Source organism: Shewanella sp. SW24, from assembly GCF_025653395.1.
In the GTDB taxonomy this organism is placed as follows: domain Bacteria; phylum Pseudomonadota; class Gammaproteobacteria; order Enterobacterales; family Shewanellaceae; genus Shewanella; species Shewanella oncorhynchi.
In genome coordinates, this window is the sequence record NZ_JAKKSH010000020.1 from 53,379 (window position 1) to 71,120 (window position 17,742).

Below are 17,742 nucleotides of genomic sequence, written 5' to 3' on the forward strand. Positions count from 1 at the left end.
TTTTTCCTAGGTGACTAAGTTTTTGCTTTGTAAAACATTTAATATTTCGCGTCTAGTCTAAATTATGGTGGTAGCCTAAGTTGAAAAAGAAAAATAAATGCTTGATGATGGGGTTCTTTATCCCGGATGAGAGTATTTTTAGTGATTTTAATAATGATGCTAATCCAGCAATTCAAACGCATAAGTTTAATAAGAATTTTATTTCAATATTAGAGTGTAGTGGTAAGTATGATGTTGACTACGTGTCAAATAGACCAATTTCAATCTATCCGAAGAATAAAAAAATCATAGTAAATTGTTCCTCGCATGAGTATGTGATTGAAAACAAAAATATCATTATATATGAATCTGGATTTATTAATTTCCCTGTATTGAAGTTGATAAGTAGATTTTTTTTTACTTTCATATCTGTTTTAAAAAAACTTGTCAATAAGCAGTACGATATGGTTATTGTTTATTCTGTGCACTTACCGTATCTTGTTATTGGGGTCTTAGTTTCTAAGATTTTTAATATTAAGATAATAGCTTTATGGACTGACCCTCCTTCAGTACATACTTCAAAGAATATTTTTGTTAAGTACTTAAGGTGTGGAGAGTACGCATTATCAAAATTTTTTATGTCTAAATTTGATAAGTCAATTGTTGTATCTAAATACCTTGCGTTGGATTTTAATAGTAATGCACCATACTTTGTACTTGAAGGGATTTCCAATTTAGATAAAATAAAACCTGTTAGAGACACCTCACTTTTAAGTAAGCCTATATCTATTGTGTATGCGGGGTCTCTTGAAAAAACTTATGGGCTATCAAACGTTATAGATGCTGTTTCGTTCTTTGATGAGGGGCGTATAAATCTTGAGTTATATGGTTTTGGAAGTATGGTCCCATGGCTGAAAGAGGCAAAATTAAAAAATGTGACATTTAAAGGGTCTGTTGCACCACAAAAAATTTCAAAGATCCTTGAAGAAGCTGATTTTTTAATTAATTGTCGTTCAGAACAAGATGATTTTACTAAGTATTCTTTCCCATCTAAAACTATGGAATATTTGGTATCAGGTACGCCAGTTATAATGACAATGTTGAAAGGTATTCCTAGTATTTATAGTGATTTTGTTACACCTGTAAAGGATAATAGACCTGAGTCAATTTTTGAAGCGATACAAGCTGGCATTGAAAATTATGAACTGTGTCTAAAAAAAGCAAGAAATGGTTTATGTTATATGGAAAGTAAAAGTATAAGAGCTTGGGCTGAAAAACTGGAAGAATTTATCTAATGCAGCATTTGTTGTTTTTTTCTTTTTTTCTACTAGTATTTTTAAGCTCTAGAGCAAAAATAAAATTGTTGAATAAGGTGTGTTTTTTTTATTTTTTGATATTTATTTTTATATTCTTATCTCTTAGGGTTGACTATGGCAATGACTATTCTGCGTACGAATATATATTTAGCGCCATAAAGAGTGGATCTCCCTCACATGGTCAATCTGACAGACTTTTTTATTTTTTGAATGTGAGCATGCCTTCCTTTAGGGGACTTTTAATTTTTATATCTTTGCTTTATGTTGTAGTATTATACATTGTAATTAATCGATGGGTTTCAAACTCTTATTTTTACTTGTTTAGCATTTTTTTAATATTAAATCCTTACTTGTTTTTTATACATGCTTCTGCTCTCAGGCAAACTATTGCTATGCTTTTTTTTCTGTTAGCAGTCTTGTTCCTGGAGAAAAAACGGTACGTTACTTACTGTTTATTTGTTAGTGTTGCTTGTGGTTTTCATTTAAGTGCTATGGTTTTATTTTTAATTCCATTTTTTATCAATCATACGCGTATTAGTATAAAGTGGATTGTGATTTTTTTTGTTGTTATTATATTTATGTCAACTTCTGGTTTGTTTGTAACAGGGGTTGAATTTGTTGTTAATGCATACTTCCCTCTTTTTATTAGTTATCTTTCTGAAGTAATTCAGCCAAATCCTAGAACTATACTTATAAGTTTGTTATTTTTGGTTTTTAATATTTTAGCTTACAGTAGATGTGATGATGATAAGGTTTTAGTCTGTAAATTAGCTTTGCTTTCAAGTTTGATATCTATTTTGTATTTTGTCTTTCCAATGATAAGCCGATTTGATATATATTTTGGTTTATTCTCTTTAGTGTCAGTTATTCATTTGATCGAAAAGTTAAGGAGTGATGTTAATAGGTTTTTTATTGCTGCGTTGATCTTCTTTTTGTTTTTATTAAGGTATGTTTCTTTTTTTAATACGCCACTTTGGGAAAGCTTTGCTGTTTATAAAACAATAATTTAAGGTATATGATATGAATGTGTTATGGGTTGTGAATGTCCCAACTCCTGAGGCGTGTAATTTGTTTGGGTTGCCATATACCCCTTATGGCGGTTGGCTGGTAGAATCTTCGAATCTTTTATCTAAATCAATTGATAGCCTATCTATTGTCTTTCCAGTGTCAAAGACTAATTTAATAGACAATAAACAGGGGGATTCAATTAACTATTATATATTCCCTAATAAAGAAAGCTCATCTAGTTATACAATGGAGGTTGTGCTGGTTAACTGTAAACCAGATATCGTTCACATTTATGGCACAGAAATGCCACACACACTAGCAATGATTAAAGCTTGTAAGCAACTTGATATTCCGTTCGTGTTATCTATACAAGGATTAGTCTCAGTATATTCAGAACATGTATATGGTAACTTACCAATCCATGTGCGGTACCTCTTTACGCTAAGAAATATCTTGAAGAGAGATAATGCTTTTGGTATTAAGAGGTTGATGAAAAAGCGTGGATTAGAAGAAATTGAGTCAATTAAAAATTCAGCAAACATCGTTGGCCGTACTCTTTGGGACTATTCATGTATTGCAGAAATTAATCCAGGTGCTCGTTATTATCATTGTAATGAAACTCTTCGTAAATCTTTCTACTCTGATTTGAAATGGTCTAGAGATTGTTGCGAAGCGTTTAGTATCTTTGTTAGTCAAGGGCATTATCCTATCAAAGGTATTCATAATGTTATTGGGGCTGTTAATATTTTAAAGAAACAATTTCCTGATGTGAAGCTATATATATCCGGAAAAAACACGCAATTTGATAACGCCTTTAAACAATGCTTTTTAACAACTTATTATGATAGGTATATTGGGAAATTAATTAAAAAATATGACCTGTCTAAAAATGTGATATTTTTAGGACAGCTAAACGATGAGGAAATGCATAAAAAATTACTTAGCTCTCATGTTTATGTGTGTTCATCGACTATCGAAAATAGCCCGAATTCACTTGGAGAAGCGATGATAGCAGGAGTGCCAAGTATTACTTCTTTTGTTGGTGGAATTCCAAGTTTAGCTGAAAATGAGACGGAAGTTCTCTTTTATCAGCATGATGCACCATATATGCTTGCTGCTCAAATACAACGAGTTTTTAAAAGTGATGAATTAGCAAGTGCTTTATCAATATCGGGTATACAACGGGCAGAAGTAACTCATTCACCTGTAGCTAATAATGAGACTATTTTGAATGTTTACAATAAATGTATCATGTGTGGGAGTTAAAATGTTTAATAGTAAAGTTCTTCTTATAACTGGTGGCACAGGTTCTTTTGGGAATGCAGTTCTGGATCGTTTTTTAGAAACGGATATTAAAGAGATTCGAATCTTTTCTCGCGACGAGAAGAAGCAAGATGATATGCGAAAAAAGTATAATCATCCAAAACTTAAGTTTTATATTGGAGATGTCCGGGATTATAACAGTGTTCTAAATGCCACTCGTGGTGTAGATTTTATCTATCATGCTGCAGCACTCAAGCAAGTTCCATCCTGTGAGTTCTACCCTATGGAGGCCGTCAAGACTAATGTATTAGGTACTGAAAATGTCTTGGAGGCAGCAATTACTAATGAAGTTAAGCGAGTCGTGTGTTTAAGTACGGATAAGGCTGTTTATCCAATAAACGCCATGGGAATATCCAAGGCCATGATGGAGAAGGTTATTGTTGCTAAATCACGTAACGTTGACCCAGCAAAAACTGTCATTAGCGCGACTCGTTACGGCAACGTAATGGCATCACGAGGCTCCGTCATTCCATTATTTTTGCGTCAAATCATAAATGGTCAAGCGATCACTGTCACAGATCCAAATATGACTAGATTTATGATGACATTAGATGATGCTGTTGATCTAGTTTTACATGCTTTTGAACATGGTTCGAATGGGGATATTTTTGTGCAAAAAGCACCTGCTGCCACTATTGATGTGCTAGTCAAAGCCTTGCTGCAGATTACGTCTCAACCCGAGCATCAAGTGAATGTGATCGGTACTCGTCATGGTGAAAAGCTGTACGAAGCCCTGTGCAGCCGTGAAGAAATGTTTGTCGCTGAAGATCAAGGTGGCTATTACCGCATTCCTTCGGACAACCGCGATCTCAATTACTCTAAATACAATGAAGAGGGTGAAAATGATCTGTCTGTCATTGAGGATTATAATTCACACAATACTGAACGTTTAAATGTTGATGGTATGGTCAAACTACTGCACAAGCTCGATTTCATCGTAGATATTGAGGCTGGCAGCTTAGTCGTGCCAGAGGGTGTTTAAATGAAAATTGTTGTAACAGGTGCAAAAGGTTTTATCGGTAAAAATTTATGTTTAATGCTGCGTGAGCATGGCTATCAAGATATTGTTGAAGTGGACCGTGAAACATCTCGTGAAATACTTGCTAAATATCTCTGTGAAGCTGATTTTGTTTATCATTTAGCTGGTATTAATCGGCCTAAAGACGATACTGAATTTCAACAAGGAAATGCCGATCTAACATGTTTCATTACTGAGCAATTAAAGCAGTTTAGTAAACAGGTCCCCTTGGTGGTGAGTTCTTCTATCCAAGCCGAACGCGATAATGCGTATGGTCAAAGTAAGCGTTTAGCCGAACAAGCGGTCGAGCAATACGGTGTAAATACTGGAGCTTCTTACTATATTTATCGCTTTCCGAACGTGTTTGGTAAATGGTGTAAGCCTAACTATAACTCCTTTGTGGCAACTTTTTGTTATAACATCCTCAATGATTTAGATATCACTATTAATGACCCATTAACTCCAGTGAACTTAGTTTATATTGATGATGTATGTCAAAGCTTAATTTCACTTTTAGCTGGTTCAGCAAATAGTGGTTTTAAGAGTATATTGCCAGAGTATTCAACCACAGTGGGTGAAGTTGCTAGTTTATTACGCGCCTTTAAAAATAGCCGTGATAATTTAGTTACTGAAAATGTGGGTAGTGGTTTTTGTAGAGCGCTTTACTCTACTTACCTCAGTTATATGTCACCTGAGCAATTTAGTTATGCCATTCCTAGTTATGGTGATGAACGTGGAGTTTTTAGTGAGATGCTAAAAACCAAAGAAGCTGGACAGTTTTCATTTTTCACTGCTCATCCTGGTATTACAAGAGGTGGTCATTACCACCATACAAAAAATGAAAAGTTTCTTGTTGTGAGAGGTAAAGCATTATTTAAGTTTGAGCATATTGCTAGTGGTGAGCGTTACGAGTTGCAAACTGATAGCCGCTCTCCGCGAATAGTGGAAACTGTTCCCGGTTGGTCACACGACATCACCAATATCGGTGATGAAGAGATTATTGTAATGCTTTGGGCGAATGAGATTTTTGACCGTGAAGCACCAGATACCTTTGCAAGCCCACTTTAGTCTTGCAGTTTTTATATAAATATTGGCAGAAAGTAGAATGAAAAAATTAAAAGTCATGTCAGTCGTGGGCACGCGTCCAGAAATTATCCGTTTATCCCGTGTACTCGCAAAATTAGATGAGCACTGTGAACATATTTTGGTTCACACAGGTCAAAACTATGATTTTGAGCTCAATGAAGTATTTTTTAATGATTTGGGTGTGCGTAAACCTGATTATTTTTTGAATGCAGCGGGTAAAAATGCGGCAGAAACTATTGGTCAAGTTATCATTAAAGTTGACCAAGTATTAGAAAAAGTTCAGCCGGAAGCCATGCTGGTGCTTGGTGATACTAATTCTTGCCTTTCAGCTATTCCAGCGAAACGTCGTAAAGTGCCGATTTTCCATATGGAAGCAGGAAATCGCTGCTTTGATCAGCGCGTGCCTGAAGAAACTAATCGCCGTATTGTCGACCACACGGCTGATATTAATTTAACTTATAGTTCTATTGCCCGTGATTACTTATTAGCAGAAGGTTTACCTGCTGACCGTGTAATTAAAACTGGCAGCCCAATGTTTGAAGTACTTAATCATTATATGCCGCAAATCGATGGTTCAGATATACTTGCTCGCCTAGGTTTGTTGAAAGGCCAATTCTTCGTTGTTAGTGCGCATCGTGAAGAGAATGTTGATTCACCAAAGCAACTTGCTAAATTGGCTGAAACGTTAAACATGGTTGCTGAGTCTTACAATCTGCCTGTTATTGTGTCAACTCATCCTCGTACTCGTAATCGAATTGAGGCGCAGGGAATAGAATTTCACCCTAACATTCAATTACTAAAACCCCTTGGTTTCCATGATTACAATCATCTGCAGAAAAATGCTAAAGCCGTGCTTTCCGATAGTGGTACGATAAATGAAGAATCATCAATCATGAATTTCCCTGCATTAAATTTGCGTGAAGCACATGAACGCCCCGAGGGAATGGAAGAAGCATCCGTTATGATGGTTGGCCTTGAGGTTGAGCGTGTAATGCAAGGATTAACCATATTAGAAACACAGCGCTCTGGTGCTTTACGCGATTTACGTCTTGTCTCTGATTACAGCATGCCGAATGTCGCAGATAAAGTTGTGCGAATTATTCATAGTTATCGCGATTATGTAATGCGTACAGTGTGGAAGCAGTACTAATGATTGAGGAATGTAGGAGTGATTTGCTCCTACATCAATTAATTGCAATATTTATAAGTTGATGCCATTTTGAAAATCTTAATTGTTACGCAGTGGTTTGATCCAGAGCCAACTTTCAAAGGCTTGCTTTTTGCAAAGACACTTGTAGAGCATGGTCATCAAGTTGAGGTTATTACAGGCTTTCCTAATTATCCGGGTGGCAAAGTATATGATGGGTACAAGATTAAACCCTACCAAAAGGAGTTGATTGATGGTGTAGTTATTCATCGAGTTCCTCTGTATCCGAGCCACAATGGCTCCGCATTTAAAAGAGTTTTTAATTATGTGTCTTTTGCTGCGAGCTCGTTATTGTGTGGGCTGTTTAAAGCTAGTAAGCCTGATGTGATTTACAGTTATCATCCGCCACTAACAACTTCTTTATCTGCTTTGTTTATTGGCTTATTTAGACGTGTTCCTTTTATCACTGATATTCAAGATTTATGGCCTGATACTCTAGCAGCAACAGGTATGCTTACCAATAAAAGAGCGCTTTCTATTGTCGAACGGGTTTGCAATTTTGTGTATTGGCGTGCAGCAAAAATTGTTGTGTTGTCGCCAGGTTTTAAGGCAAGACTAATAGCTAAAGGTGTTGCCGAATCCAAAATTGAAGTCATTTATAATTGGTGTGATGAAATTGCCTTGAAGGAGTCATTTCCTACACTTCTTAAGCTGCCTGAAAATCAAAAGTTAAATATTGTATTTGCAGGGAATTTAGGTTTTGCACAGGGACTAACTGCAATTGTGGAGGCTGCAAGCTTACTCAAAGAACGTAATATTAATGCAAATTTTGTATTGATTGGTGATGGGGTCGCAAAAGCAACTGCACTGCAACAAGTAGAAAAGCTGCAACTTGATAATGTGTTTTTTTTGCCGCGAGTGCCTATGCAAGAAGTTGGTACCTTATTAAAGGCGGCTGACGCATTGTTAGTTCATTTAACGGATGATCCGTTATTTTCTATTACTATTCCATCCCGAACGCAGGCATATTTGGCGGTAGGAAAACCGATAGTAATGGGTGTTGACGGCGATGCAGCACAGCTTATTAAAGATGCTAAAGCGGGAGTCTGTTGCAAAGCAAATTCGGCAGAATCATTAGCGACTGCAATACATCAATTATCCGCTTTGAGCGAGGAGGAACGTAATCAAATGGCGCTTAATGCTTGTGACTTTTATTACAAAAATTTATCGCTCATACAGGGGGTTAATAAATTTATTGCTGTCTTTGAGGAGGTTAGATGAAGCGTTTATTTGATATATTTGCATCTTTTTTGGGATTGTTGGTTTTATCTCCAGTAATTGCCATTGTTGCGTGGAAAATCCGTAAGAACCTCGGCTCGCCTGTTTTATTTCGCCAAATTCGCCCTGGTTTACATAGCAAGCCGTTTGAAATGGTCAAGTTTCGTACCATGAAAGATGCCGTAGATGCTAAGGGTAATCTATTACCCGATTCTGAGCGTATGACGCCTTTTGGCGATAAGCTTAGAAATTCCAGTATTGATGAATTGCCGGAGCTATGGAACGTATTAAAAGGCGAGATGAGCTTAGTTGGACCCCGTCCGCTTCTGATGCAATATTTATCACTTTATAGTCCAGAGCAAGCGCGCCGTCATGAAGTGCGTCCAGGTGTTACTGGTTGGGCGCAAATCAACGGCCGCAATGCTATTAGTTGGGAAGATAAATTCAAACTCGATGTTTGGTATGTTGATAACCACTCATTTTGGTTGGATCTTAAAATTTTAATATTAACAGTAAAAAAAGTGCTAATTAAAGATGGTATATCGGCAAATGACCACGTTACCATGCCTGAGTTTGAGGGAAGAAACCATGAGAAGTAACATTTTAATCCTCTCCGCTGGAAGGCGGGTTGAGTTAGTTCAGGCATTTAAAAAAGATTTAAAATCCATTTTGCCACATGGTATGGTTTTTTGTACTGACATGGCACCAGAATTGTCAGCAGCATGTCAAGTTGCCGATGGTTTTTTCAAAGTCCCCCGAGTCACAAGCGATGACTACTTTAAAGTATTGGAAGATATTTGTTTGAAACATGACATTGGTCTTGTTGTTCCAACAATTGATACTGAACTTTTGTTACTTTCTAATTCAAGAGAATATTTTTTGGATAAAGGGGTTAGGCTGGTCATTTCTTCGCCGGACTTTACTTTTAGTTGCAGAGATAAACGTGAAACTGCAAATTTTTTTACTTCGCATAATATAGACCAACCTCAAATTTATGATAAAGATAACTTAACTTATCCCTGTTTTTGTAAGCCGTATGATGGCAGTTGCAGTGTTGGTGCTTTTGTAGTAAGTGATAAAAGTGAGCTTACTGATGCAATCTATAATAATCATAAAAACATGTACATGGAACTTATTCCTAAAACATTTAGTGAATATACTGTGGATGGCTATTATACTGATAACGGAGAATTGATTAGTCTTGTGCCTAGAAAAAGGCTTGAGGTTCGGGGAGGAGAGGTAAGCAAAGGTATAACTAAGAAAAATTTTGTTTATGATTATCTTTTACCTAAACTTAAGTATGTGCAAGGCGCTAGGGGGTGTATTACATTTCAATTTTTTGTTGATGAAATTACACAGGTAATTAAAGGTCTTGAAATTAATCCTCGTTTTGGTGGCGGATATCCTTTAAGTTATGATGCTGGTGCTCAATATCCAAAGTGGCTCATCGAGGAGTATTTATTGGGTAAGGCTCCGATTTTTTTTGAAGACTGGGTATCTGACCTAATTATGTTGAGATATGATGCAAAGGTTTTAATTCGTGAAAATCAATAATCAACACGTTTGGGTTTTTGATCTCGATGATACCTTATATTCTGAATTAGAGTATAAAAAGTCAGGATATAAAGCTATTGCGGATTTTGTACGTAATATTTATAAACGAGATGTTGATCAGCTTGTTGAAACTGCTATAAACAATAAACAAGATGTTCTTACTGAAGTTTGTAACTATTTGAATGTGCCTTTATCTGTTAAGGATAGTTTTCTTTGGCTTTATCGGCTACATTTCCCTCAAATTCATTTGTACAATGGTGTATTAGAATCTTTATCGAAGATTGAGTCTAACTCAGTTGCTTTGTCTATCATTACTGATGGTCGTTCAGTATCACAAAGGTTAAAAATTTTAGCGCTAGGGCTTGATTGTTACGAAGTGTTAATATCCGAAGACTGGCAAGAACTAAAACCCCAGCCTGAGCGATTCCATTACATACAAAATAAATATCCAAACGCGTATGGTTTTATTTATGTAGGTGATAATCTTAAAAAAGATTTCATTACACCTAATCAACTAGGTTGGATTACTATTGGGCTAAAGGACGCTGGTAATAATATTCATACTCAAAAAGTTGATCTTGTTGATGCTTGTTATTTACCAAAGATTTGGATTGATAGTTTTACGGAGCTTCAGGAATTTTTATGTTAAATACCCCATTTTCCCCTTGGCCAAGCTTTACTCAAGAAGAGGCTGATGCCGTTTGCCGCGTGTTGTTGTCGAATAAAGTTAACTATTGGACTGGTAATGAATGCCGCGAATTTGAAAAAGAGTTTGCTGAGTGGGCTGGTACTGAATATGCCATTGCTTTAAGCAATGGCACTTTAGCATTAGATGTTGCTCTTAAAGCACTCGATGTAGGTATTGGTGATGATGTTATTGTCACGCCACGCACCTTCTTGGCTTCAGCTTCAACAGTCGTTACTGCAGGTGCAAATCCTGTGTTTGCAGATGTTGATCTCAATAGCCAAAATATCACGGCTGAGACGATAGAAGCCGTTTTAACCCCCAATACCAAGGCTGTGATTGTGGTGCATTTGGCTGGTATGCCAGCAGATATGGACCCAATTATGGCGCTTGCTAAGAAGCATGGCTTCGCTGTAATTGAAGATTGTGCACAAGCCCATGGGGCGAAGTACAAGGGCCGAAGTGTAGGTTCCATAGGTCATATTGGGGCTTGGAGTTTCTGTCAAGATAAGATTATGACCACCGGTGGTGAGGGTGGCATGGTGACCACCAATGATAAAGCCCTGTGGCAATTTATGTGGTCGTATAAAGACCACGGTAAAAGCTTCGACTCTGTTTATCATAAGCAACATCCACCAGGATTCCGCTGGGTACATGATTCATTTGGTACTAATTGGCGTATGCTGGAAATACAAGCAGTAATTGGGCGTATTCAGCTTAAACGTATGGCAACTTGGTCTTCTACACGTATAGCTAATGCTGCACTGTTGAATGCTGTTGCACGTTCATACCCTGTGTTCAGGCTTGTTGATGTCCCAAGTGACGCAGTACATGCAGAGTACAAGCATTATTTTTTTGTGAACGAAGAAAATTTAGCTGCAGGTTGGAGTCGTGATCGGATAATCGATGAAATTACAGCACAAGGTGTTCCTTGTTATCACGGTAGTTGTTCTGAGGTTTACCTAGAAAAAGCCTTTGATAATACGTCTTGGCGTCCTGAAAATCGACTACCTAATGCTAAACTTTTAGGTGAAACTAGTGTTATGATGCTAGTCCATCCGACTTTAACATCAGTTGAAATGCGTAAAGCATGTGATGTTTTATCTAAGGTTCTTTCCCAAGCATCAATTAATTAGAGCTTAGGATAAAAATAAGTCGGACCTAGTTTGGCTTATTTAATTTTATCGGTTGTTCTCATGAAGTTTTCTTATAGTTTTTTGGAGCAAAAGATGGAATTTTTGCAGTGTTTATTTTCTTTGAAACGGGCACATAAACGTTTGGTGAGTGTGGCGATTGATTCGGTATTTCTCTTAGTCGCATTTTGGGCTGCCTTGTTGGTGCGGTTAGATGCCGTGAGTGTATTAACTAATAGCGCATACTGGTTGCTCATCGTTTTGGTTGTGCCTGTGAGTATCATGGTGTTTGCTAAGCTGGGCTTATATCGTGCCGTGCTTAGATATATGGGGTTGCAGGCGCTTACTGCGATTATAGTTGGCGTGCTTGCATCAACAGTGTCGTTAGTGTTAATTGCGTATTACAGCGAGGCGAATTTACCCCGTACTGTACCAATTATTTACGCTGCTTTTGCCTTGGTATTTGTCGGTGGAACTCGCGCTATGGTGCGCTCGTTAGTGGGGTCTGGTCTAAAGCGCGTTGGTGAACCTGTGATTATTTATGGTGCTGGTGTGAGTGGTCGCCAACTGGTAACTTCACTTGTTCAAAGCCATGAGTATTATCCCTTTGCATTTGTTGATGACGATGCAACCTTGCATGGCACTGTCATTCAAGGAGTGCATGTTCATTCGCCTTCAATTATTAAAAAGCTCATCACACAAAAAGCTGCTACAAAGGTCTTGTTGGCTATGCCAAGTGCCTCTCGCTCTCGTCGACAAGAGATTTTAGTCAAGCTTGAACCTTTGGCTGTACAAGTTTTAACCTTACCTGCAATGGCAGATCTGGTGAGTGGTAATAAGCTTTATAGTGATATTAAAGAAGTCGAAATCGATGATTTGTTAGGGCGTGATGCAGTTACTCCCCGTTGCGACTTAATGGTTGCCAATATCCGTAATAAAGTAGTGATGGTCACAGGAGCTGGCGGCTCGATTGGCTCAGAGTTATGTCGACAGATATTAAAACAGTCACCTAAAAAATTAGTGCTATTTGAGTTATCTGAGTTTGCCTTGTATACGATTGAGCGCGAACTTTCAGCGACAGCTTTTGAGTTAGGACTTGATGTTAAAATTTTACCGATCATGGGCTCGGTACAACGGGAAAATCGTGTTCAAGCGGTAATGCAATCGTTTAGAGTCCAAACTGTGTATCATGCTGCAGCATATAAGCATGTGCCATTGGTGGAGCACAATGTCGTTGAAGGTGTGCGTAATAATATATTTGGTACTTTATACACAGCTCGCGCAGCGATTGCAGCAAAGGTTGAAACTTTTGTATTGATTTCGACGGATAAAGCTGTACGACCAACTAATATCATGGGCACGACTAAGCGTATGGCCGAGTTGGCACTTCAAGCATTATCTAAAGAGCCGCATCAAACCCGTTTTTGCATGGTTCGCTTTGGTAATGTATTAGGATCTTCTGGGTCTGTGGTGCCCTTATTTCGTAAGCAAATTGCCAACGGAGGGCCTGTTACTGTTACTCACCGTGAAATTACCCGTTTCTTTATGACAATTCCGGAAGCTTCTCAGTTGGTTATCCAAGCGGGTGCCATGGGCAAAGGTGGTGATGTGTTTGTGCTGGACATGGGGAAATCCGTCAAAATTGTCGATTTAGCGGCAAAAATGATTCGTCTCAGCGGTTTTGAAGTGAAGGATGAACTCAATCCAGATGGCGATATTGCCATTGAGTTTAGTGGATTACGTCCTGGTGAAAAATTATACGAAGAATTACTGATTGGTGATGATGTAACTGGCACTGAGCATGAACGTATTATGACTGCCAATGAAACCTGTCTTACTTGGAAAGAGCTAGAAGTTATTCTTAATCGCTTAGATAAAGCTTGTCATGAGTTTAACCATGAAGCTATACGAGAAATCTTACTGTCTGCACCAACAGGTTTTAACCCAACAGACGGGATATGCGATTTAGTATGGCAGCAAAAGAAAAAATTAAGTGCTGCTGATGGTCAAAATAAAGTTGTTCCGCTAGTTTCTTAGTTTTCTTGTGGTATTTAAAAAGCCAAATCAATTTGATTTGGCTTTTTTGTTTTATGGTTTTTTAAGGATGTTTTATGTCTCGTAAATATTTTGGTACTGACGGTGTGCGTGGAAAGGTTGGTGAGTTTCCTATTACACCTGATTTTGCGATGAAGTTAGGTTGGGCTGCGGGCACTGTGCTGGCGTCTACGGGCACTAAAGAAGTGCTTATTGGTAAAGATACCCGTAGCAGTGGTTATATGCTTGAGTCGGCAATGGAAGCGGGATTTTCTGCTGCGGGCGTGAATGTTGCGCTTATTGGCCCTATGCCCACACCAGCGGTTGCTTATTTGGCCTCTACATTTCGTGCTGACGCAGGGGTAGTGATCAGTGCTTCACATAATCCATTTTATGATAATGGCATTAAGTTCTTTTCTAATTCCGGCACTAAGTTAAATGATGCGCAAGAACTTGAAATCGAAGCCTTGTTAGAAAAGGCACTTAATCAGAATGCAATGCAGTGTGTTGCTTCTGAGAAGCTGGGTAAAGTGCGCCGTATTGATGATGCAGCAGGTCGTTATATTGAGTTCTGTAAGGGTACATTCCCTAATCATTTATCTTTAGCAGGATTGAAGATTGTCGTCGATAGCGCCCATGGCGCCGCGTATCATATCGCGCCCAATGTTTACCGTGAACTCGGTGCTGAAGTGATTAGCATCAATGATAAGCCTAATGGGGTGAATATTAATGATCACTGTGGGGCTACGCATTTAGACAGTTTGCAAACAGCTGTTATGCTACATGAAGCTGATCTAGGTATTGCGCTTGATGGTGATGCTGACCGTGTCATGTTTGTAGATCACAATGGCCATGTGGTTGATGGCGATGAGATTTTATTCATCCTTGCTCATGCCGCCTACAATAAAGGCGAAATGACTGGTGGCGTGGTTGGTACCTTAATGTCAAATCTTGGCTTAGAGCTTGCGCTTAAGCAGATGGATATCCCTTTTGTTCGCGCTAAAGTGGGCGACCGCTATGTTGTTGAGCAACTTAAGCATACCGGTTGGCAACTTGGCGGTGAGGGTTCGGGACATATTTTGAGCTTGCAACATGCTTCTACAGGAGACGGCATTGTTGCGTCCTTACAGGTACTTAAAGCTATATTAGAGTCCCAGAAGAGTTTGTCTGAGATAAAAGCTGGCATGACTAAACTTCCTCAAGTGTTAATTAATGTACGTTTAGCCACGGCTAATGCTGATAGCATTTTAGCGGCAAGTAGCGTTCAGCAAGCCGTGATTAAGGCTGAAGGGATCTTAGGTGACCAAGGGCGTGTGTTGTTGCGCAAATCTGGTACAGAACCGCTTATTCGCGTAATGGTCGAATCTACCGATAAGATTATGACGCAGACTCAAGCAGAATATATCGCAGATGCGGTCCGAGCTACTTAGATCTGGAGTCTGTAAAGCCTAATGGCGCTAGTGTCCATTCAGATCTTAATATGCTGAATTTTCAAGCCAGAAAGTTGTATACTTTCTGACTTTTTTTCTAACCTTTTACTTTTTTGGGTGAGTGATATGCGAATATTGATTACGGGTGGGGCTGGCTTTATCGGTTCTGCCTTGGTCCGTATGCTGATTGAGCAAACGACGTGTGTAGTGATCAATTTCGATAAGTTAACCTATGCCAGTCATTCTGATGCTTTGGCCGAAATTGCCGGTAGTGAGCGCTATCATTTTATTCAGGCTGATATTTGCGATAGAGCGAAATTAGATGCCGTATTTCAGGATTATCGGCCAGATGTGGTGATGCATTTAGCGGCCGAAAGCCATGTTGATCGGTCAATTGATGGGCCTGCTGAATTTATCCAAACCAATATAGTGGGTACTTATACATTGCTTGAGGCGTGCCGCTGCTATTTCCAAAGTTTGAATGCGGATAAGCAAAAAGTTTTCAGATTCCATCATATTTCCACCGACGAGGTTTACGGTTCATTAGGGGCTACAGGATTCTTTTCTGAGACTACAGCCTATGATCCTAGCTCTCCTTACTCAGCCAGCAAGGCATCGGCGGATCATCTTGTTCGGGCATGGCATCGCACCTACGGTTTACCGATAGTTATCACTAACTGCTCCAATAATTATGGGCCTTTTCAATACCCTGAAAAATTGATCCCTTTGATGGTTAATAATGCATTGGCCGGAAAACCGTTACCTGTCTATGGTAATGGTCAACAAGTGCGCGATTGGTTATATGTAGATGATCATGTGCGTGCCTTGTTTCTTGTTATGACACAGGGCAGAGTCGGGGAGACCTATAATATTGGAGGGGCTAATGAGCGTAGCAATCTAGCGGTTGTGTACCAAATTTGCGATTTACTCGAAGAGTTAGTGCCCACTCATCCGCAAGCTTTTGTTATTAATGGTGTTGGTTTTCGAGGTTTGATAGAGCATGTTACAGACAGACCTGGGCATGATGTGCGTTATGCTATTGATGCGAGTAAGATCCTGCGAGAACTTGGTTGGCAACCATTAGAGTCCTTCGATTCTGGGCTCAGAAAAACTGTCGAGTGGATAGTGGCTCGGTATTTTAACGCGCCAAATTGAGTAATATTGGAGATTAACCTGTAAATACTGTTATAGAGGACTGGCAGTAATGGACACTTTAAGTAGTCGACTTGGTCTTGTTGTTTTTAACCTTATACCATCGCCTTGTTGGAAAACGAGAATATCATAGGGCATGATCTTGATAAGCTTGCCATTATGTTCCCATGTCATGGTATCTAAGCAGCAAAGTATTTGGATGATAGGGACGTAAGCTTCAGTTTTTTGCAGTTCATTTGGGTGGCTGTTTGAGGTTGCAATCTGTTCTTCGATAAATATGTCATCAAAGCTAAGCCTTTGCGTGTGCACTTTAAATGCGCCGCGTTTGGTCATGACATTGAAATCAATAACATCACTGCCTAATAATTGACTTGTTATTGAGGTTTCACCAGCAAAGCAGAATGGGCTATCAGTTGGCGTGAGTCGCTTATATTCAGTTGTATCTGTATTTCCTGATATCTTTTCTCCAGCTCCAAGGCCATTTATCTGTTTTGTCCCTTCATGACTATTGATGCTGAGTTCAACACCATCACCTTCCAGAATGAGCAGTTGCCTGTCTATGTCGATAAATGATGAAAAAGGTCCGTTGCTGCTAATACTTGCAATGCTGATCCGATAATCAAATTCAGTAAGTTCGGCCTTGATGGGGGAAATGAGTAGCTGTTTTGTGCTTCCACCACCATTTTTCCATGGCGTTGATGGGCAATCTTGATAGCGGATCAGTTGTATGCTGTTATTCAAAATCACCTCTTTATTGGTTAAGAAGGTTTGATTCGCCTTTCTTAGCTTCACAACTTCTAAAGCATGGCTTTGCGATTGCAGAACATTTCTGTGTGACTTATGGATAACGGTACGGAGGCTTTGCTCTTACGTTAAGTACAAAGCCGCCGTTATTCATAATCTAATACCGCAGCTGAGTGCTAGCTGCCAGCTCTGCTTTTATAGACCTTTCTTTTTCAACACATAATTTGCAGCAAGTTCGCCGGTGATCCGTTTGCCTTCAGTGTCTAACATGATCAACTGATTTTCACCGACCAAATATTGTGTACCATCTTCTAGAGTGATTTTCTGGCCCAGTTCGTCCCATGTCACTTTACCCATCAGTTTTAAAATCTTTTCATCTTTACCTAAATAAACGGTTTCTTGAACAAAGCTATTATCAGCTTGCAAAGTGATTAGGGTTTGCATTCCTTCACAACTGGCGCAAGGCAATACACCTTCATAACTACCTGCCCAATCGAGCGAGTTCTGGCTGGTATCACCTACTGGGACGGATTTTGCCGCTTCTGTTTGAGCTTGGGCTGTATTGACTGCCGTTTCTTCTTTTGGGGCTTCTGAGCAAGCCGTGGTGAATAAAGCCAGCAGCGCGATGTAACATAGTGATTTTTTCATAGTAGCTCCAATAGAAATTTTGGGAATTATGCATTACGTGCACTCATCATACCCGCCAAGACTGGGTTAGGCTAACTTTTGCTATTTCTATTTTTATAACAATAGCTTAAGTTTTTTTGTGTGGGTTTTAAGTGACCAGTATGTTAGTTGTTAGTCCTAAGCTGTAATTAATGGGATGATAATTTATCCTTTGAAACTAGTCACTTT

16 protein-coding genes are annotated in these 17,742 nt (G+C 38.9%); 14 read left to right on the forward strand and 2 right to left on the reverse strand.

The features are described 5' to 3' along the window. The first annotated feature begins 80 nt into the window (after positions 1-80). From L5M17_RS15985 to rfbB, 14 genes are all read left to right on the forward strand, one after another. Positions 81-1,274: a glycosyltransferase gene (locus L5M17_RS15985; RefSeq protein ID WP_263148479.1), complete on the forward strand. Its 1,194-nt coding sequence runs from the start codon at positions 81-83 to the stop codon at positions 1,272-1,274. Beyond that, positions 1,274-2,305, forward strand: a complete 1,032-nt coding sequence (locus tag L5M17_RS15990; RefSeq protein WP_263148480.1) for an EpsG family protein — start codon at positions 1,274-1,276, stop codon at positions 2,303-2,305. Before L5M17_RS15985 ends, L5M17_RS15990 begins: the two co-directional genes overlap by 1 nt. A gap of 10 nt (positions 2,306-2,315) precedes the next feature. Further along, entirely contained in the window at positions 2,316-3,569 is a 1,254-nt protein-coding gene (locus L5M17_RS15995) for a glycosyltransferase family 4 protein (RefSeq protein ID WP_263148481.1), read from the forward strand. A gap of 1 nt (position 3,570) precedes the next feature. After that, the gene (locus tag L5M17_RS16000; RefSeq protein WP_263148482.1) at positions 3,571-4,608 is read left to right on the forward strand and encodes a polysaccharide biosynthesis protein; all 1,038 of its coding nucleotides are present in this window, start codon (positions 3,571-3,573) and stop codon (positions 4,606-4,608) included. Further along, positions 4,609-5,712 carry a UDP-2-acetamido-2,6-beta-L-arabino-hexul-4-ose reductase gene (gene wbjC / locus L5M17_RS16005; protein WP_263148483.1) on the forward strand — a complete coding sequence of 368 codons (1,104 nt, stop codon included), beginning with the start codon at positions 4,609-4,611 and terminating at the stop codon, positions 5,710-5,712. 37 nt (positions 5,713-5,749) lie between these two features. Then, positions 5,750-6,880: a non-hydrolyzing UDP-N-acetylglucosamine 2-epimerase gene (gene wecB, locus L5M17_RS16010; protein WP_263148484.1), complete on the forward strand. Its 1,131-nt coding sequence runs from the start codon at positions 5,750-5,752 to the stop codon at positions 6,878-6,880. A 69-nt stretch (positions 6,881-6,949) separates the two neighbouring features. Beyond that, positions 6,950-8,158, forward strand: a complete 1,209-nt coding sequence (locus L5M17_RS16015; RefSeq protein ID WP_263148485.1) for a glycosyltransferase family 4 protein — start codon at positions 6,950-6,952, stop codon at positions 8,156-8,158. After that, entirely contained in the window at positions 8,155-8,754 is a 600-nt protein-coding gene (locus L5M17_RS16020; RefSeq protein ID WP_263148486.1) for a sugar transferase, read from the forward strand. Before L5M17_RS16015 ends, L5M17_RS16020 begins: the two co-directional genes overlap by 4 nt. Further along, positions 8,744-9,709 carry an ATP-grasp domain-containing protein gene (locus tag L5M17_RS16025; RefSeq protein WP_263148487.1) on the forward strand — a complete coding sequence of 322 codons (966 nt, stop codon included), beginning with the start codon at positions 8,744-8,746 and terminating at the stop codon, positions 9,707-9,709. Before L5M17_RS16020 ends, L5M17_RS16025 begins: the two co-directional genes overlap by 11 nt. Beyond that, positions 9,696-10,358 (forward strand): HAD family hydrolase, encoded by a 663-nt coding sequence (locus L5M17_RS16030; protein ID WP_263148488.1) that lies wholly within the window; start codon positions 9,696-9,698, stop codon positions 10,356-10,358. Before L5M17_RS16025 ends, L5M17_RS16030 begins: the two co-directional genes overlap by 14 nt. Beyond that, positions 10,352-11,530: a DegT/DnrJ/EryC1/StrS family aminotransferase gene (locus L5M17_RS16035; RefSeq protein ID WP_263148489.1), complete on the forward strand. Its 1,179-nt coding sequence runs from the start codon at positions 10,352-10,354 to the stop codon at positions 11,528-11,530. The genes L5M17_RS16030 and L5M17_RS16035 overlap by 7 nt, the downstream gene beginning before the upstream one ends. A gap of 93 nt (positions 11,531-11,623) precedes the next feature. After that, entirely contained in the window at positions 11,624-13,564 is a 1,941-nt protein-coding gene (locus tag L5M17_RS16040) for a nucleoside-diphosphate sugar epimerase/dehydratase (protein WP_263148490.1), read from the forward strand. A gap of 74 nt (positions 13,565-13,638) precedes the next feature. Then, positions 13,639-14,991 (forward strand): phosphoglucosamine mutase, encoded by a 1,353-nt coding sequence (gene glmM, locus L5M17_RS16045; RefSeq protein ID WP_263148491.1) that lies wholly within the window; start codon positions 13,639-13,641, stop codon positions 14,989-14,991. A gap of 126 nt (positions 14,992-15,117) precedes the next feature. Further along, positions 15,118-16,146 (forward strand): dTDP-glucose 4,6-dehydratase, encoded by a 1,029-nt coding sequence (gene rfbB / locus L5M17_RS16050; protein ID WP_263148492.1) that lies wholly within the window; start codon positions 15,118-15,120, stop codon positions 16,144-16,146. Between the two features lie 30 nt (positions 16,147-16,176). On the opposite strand, the gene L5M17_RS16055 is transcribed toward rfbB, so the two are convergent. Together L5M17_RS16055 and L5M17_RS16060 are read right to left on the reverse strand one after the other, a co-directional pair. Beyond that, on the reverse strand, positions 16,177-16,884 hold the full coding sequence (locus L5M17_RS16055; protein WP_263148493.1) for a HutD family protein: 708 nt from the start codon (positions 16,882-16,884) through the stop codon (positions 16,177-16,179). 198 nt (positions 16,885-17,082) lie between these two features. Continuing rightward, a complete protein-coding gene (locus L5M17_RS16060) occupies positions 17,083-17,535 on the reverse strand; it encodes a copper resistance protein NlpE (RefSeq protein ID WP_113940966.1) in 453 nt (150 codons plus the stop codon). Positions 17,536-17,742 lie beyond the last annotated feature (207 nt).

Bases quoted from the DNA above. Each gene is read 5' to 3' on its own strand.
- wecB (WP_263148484.1), top strand. From the start codon at position 5,750: ATGAAAAAATTAAAAGTCATGTCAGTCGTGGGCACGCGTCCAGAAATT.
- wbjC (WP_263148483.1), top strand. From the start codon at position 4,609: ATGAAAATTGTTGTAACAGGTGCAAAAGGTTTTATCGGTAAAAATTTA.
- L5M17_RS16040 (WP_263148490.1), top strand. From the start codon at position 11,624: ATGGAATTTTTGCAGTGTTTATTTTCTTTGAAACGGGCACATAAACGT.
- L5M17_RS15990 (WP_263148480.1), top strand. From the start codon at position 1,274: ATGCAGCATTTGTTGTTTTTTTCTTTTTTTCTACTAGTATTTTTAAGC.
- L5M17_RS16000 (WP_263148482.1), top strand. From the start codon at position 3,571: ATGTTTAATAGTAAAGTTCTTCTTATAACTGGTGGCACAGGTTCTTTT.
- L5M17_RS16060 (WP_113940966.1), bottom strand. From the start codon at position 17,535: ATGAAAAAATCACTATGTTACATCGCGCTGCTGGCTTTATTCACCACG.
- L5M17_RS16020 (WP_263148486.1), top strand. From the start codon at position 8,155: ATGAAGCGTTTATTTGATATATTTGCATCTTTTTTGGGATTGTTGGTT.
- L5M17_RS16035 (WP_263148489.1), top strand. From the start codon at position 10,352: ATGTTAAATACCCCATTTTCCCCTTGGCCAAGCTTTACTCAAGAAGAG.
- L5M17_RS15995 (WP_263148481.1), top strand. From the start codon at position 2,316: ATGAATGTGTTATGGGTTGTGAATGTCCCAACTCCTGAGGCGTGTAAT.
- rfbB (WP_263148492.1), top strand. From the start codon at position 15,118: ATGCGAATATTGATTACGGGTGGGGCTGGCTTTATCGGTTCTGCCTTG.
- L5M17_RS16025 (WP_263148487.1), top strand. From the start codon at position 8,744: ATGAGAAGTAACATTTTAATCCTCTCCGCTGGAAGGCGGGTTGAGTTA.
- glmM (WP_263148491.1), top strand. From the start codon at position 13,639: ATGTCTCGTAAATATTTTGGTACTGACGGTGTGCGTGGAAAGGTTGGT.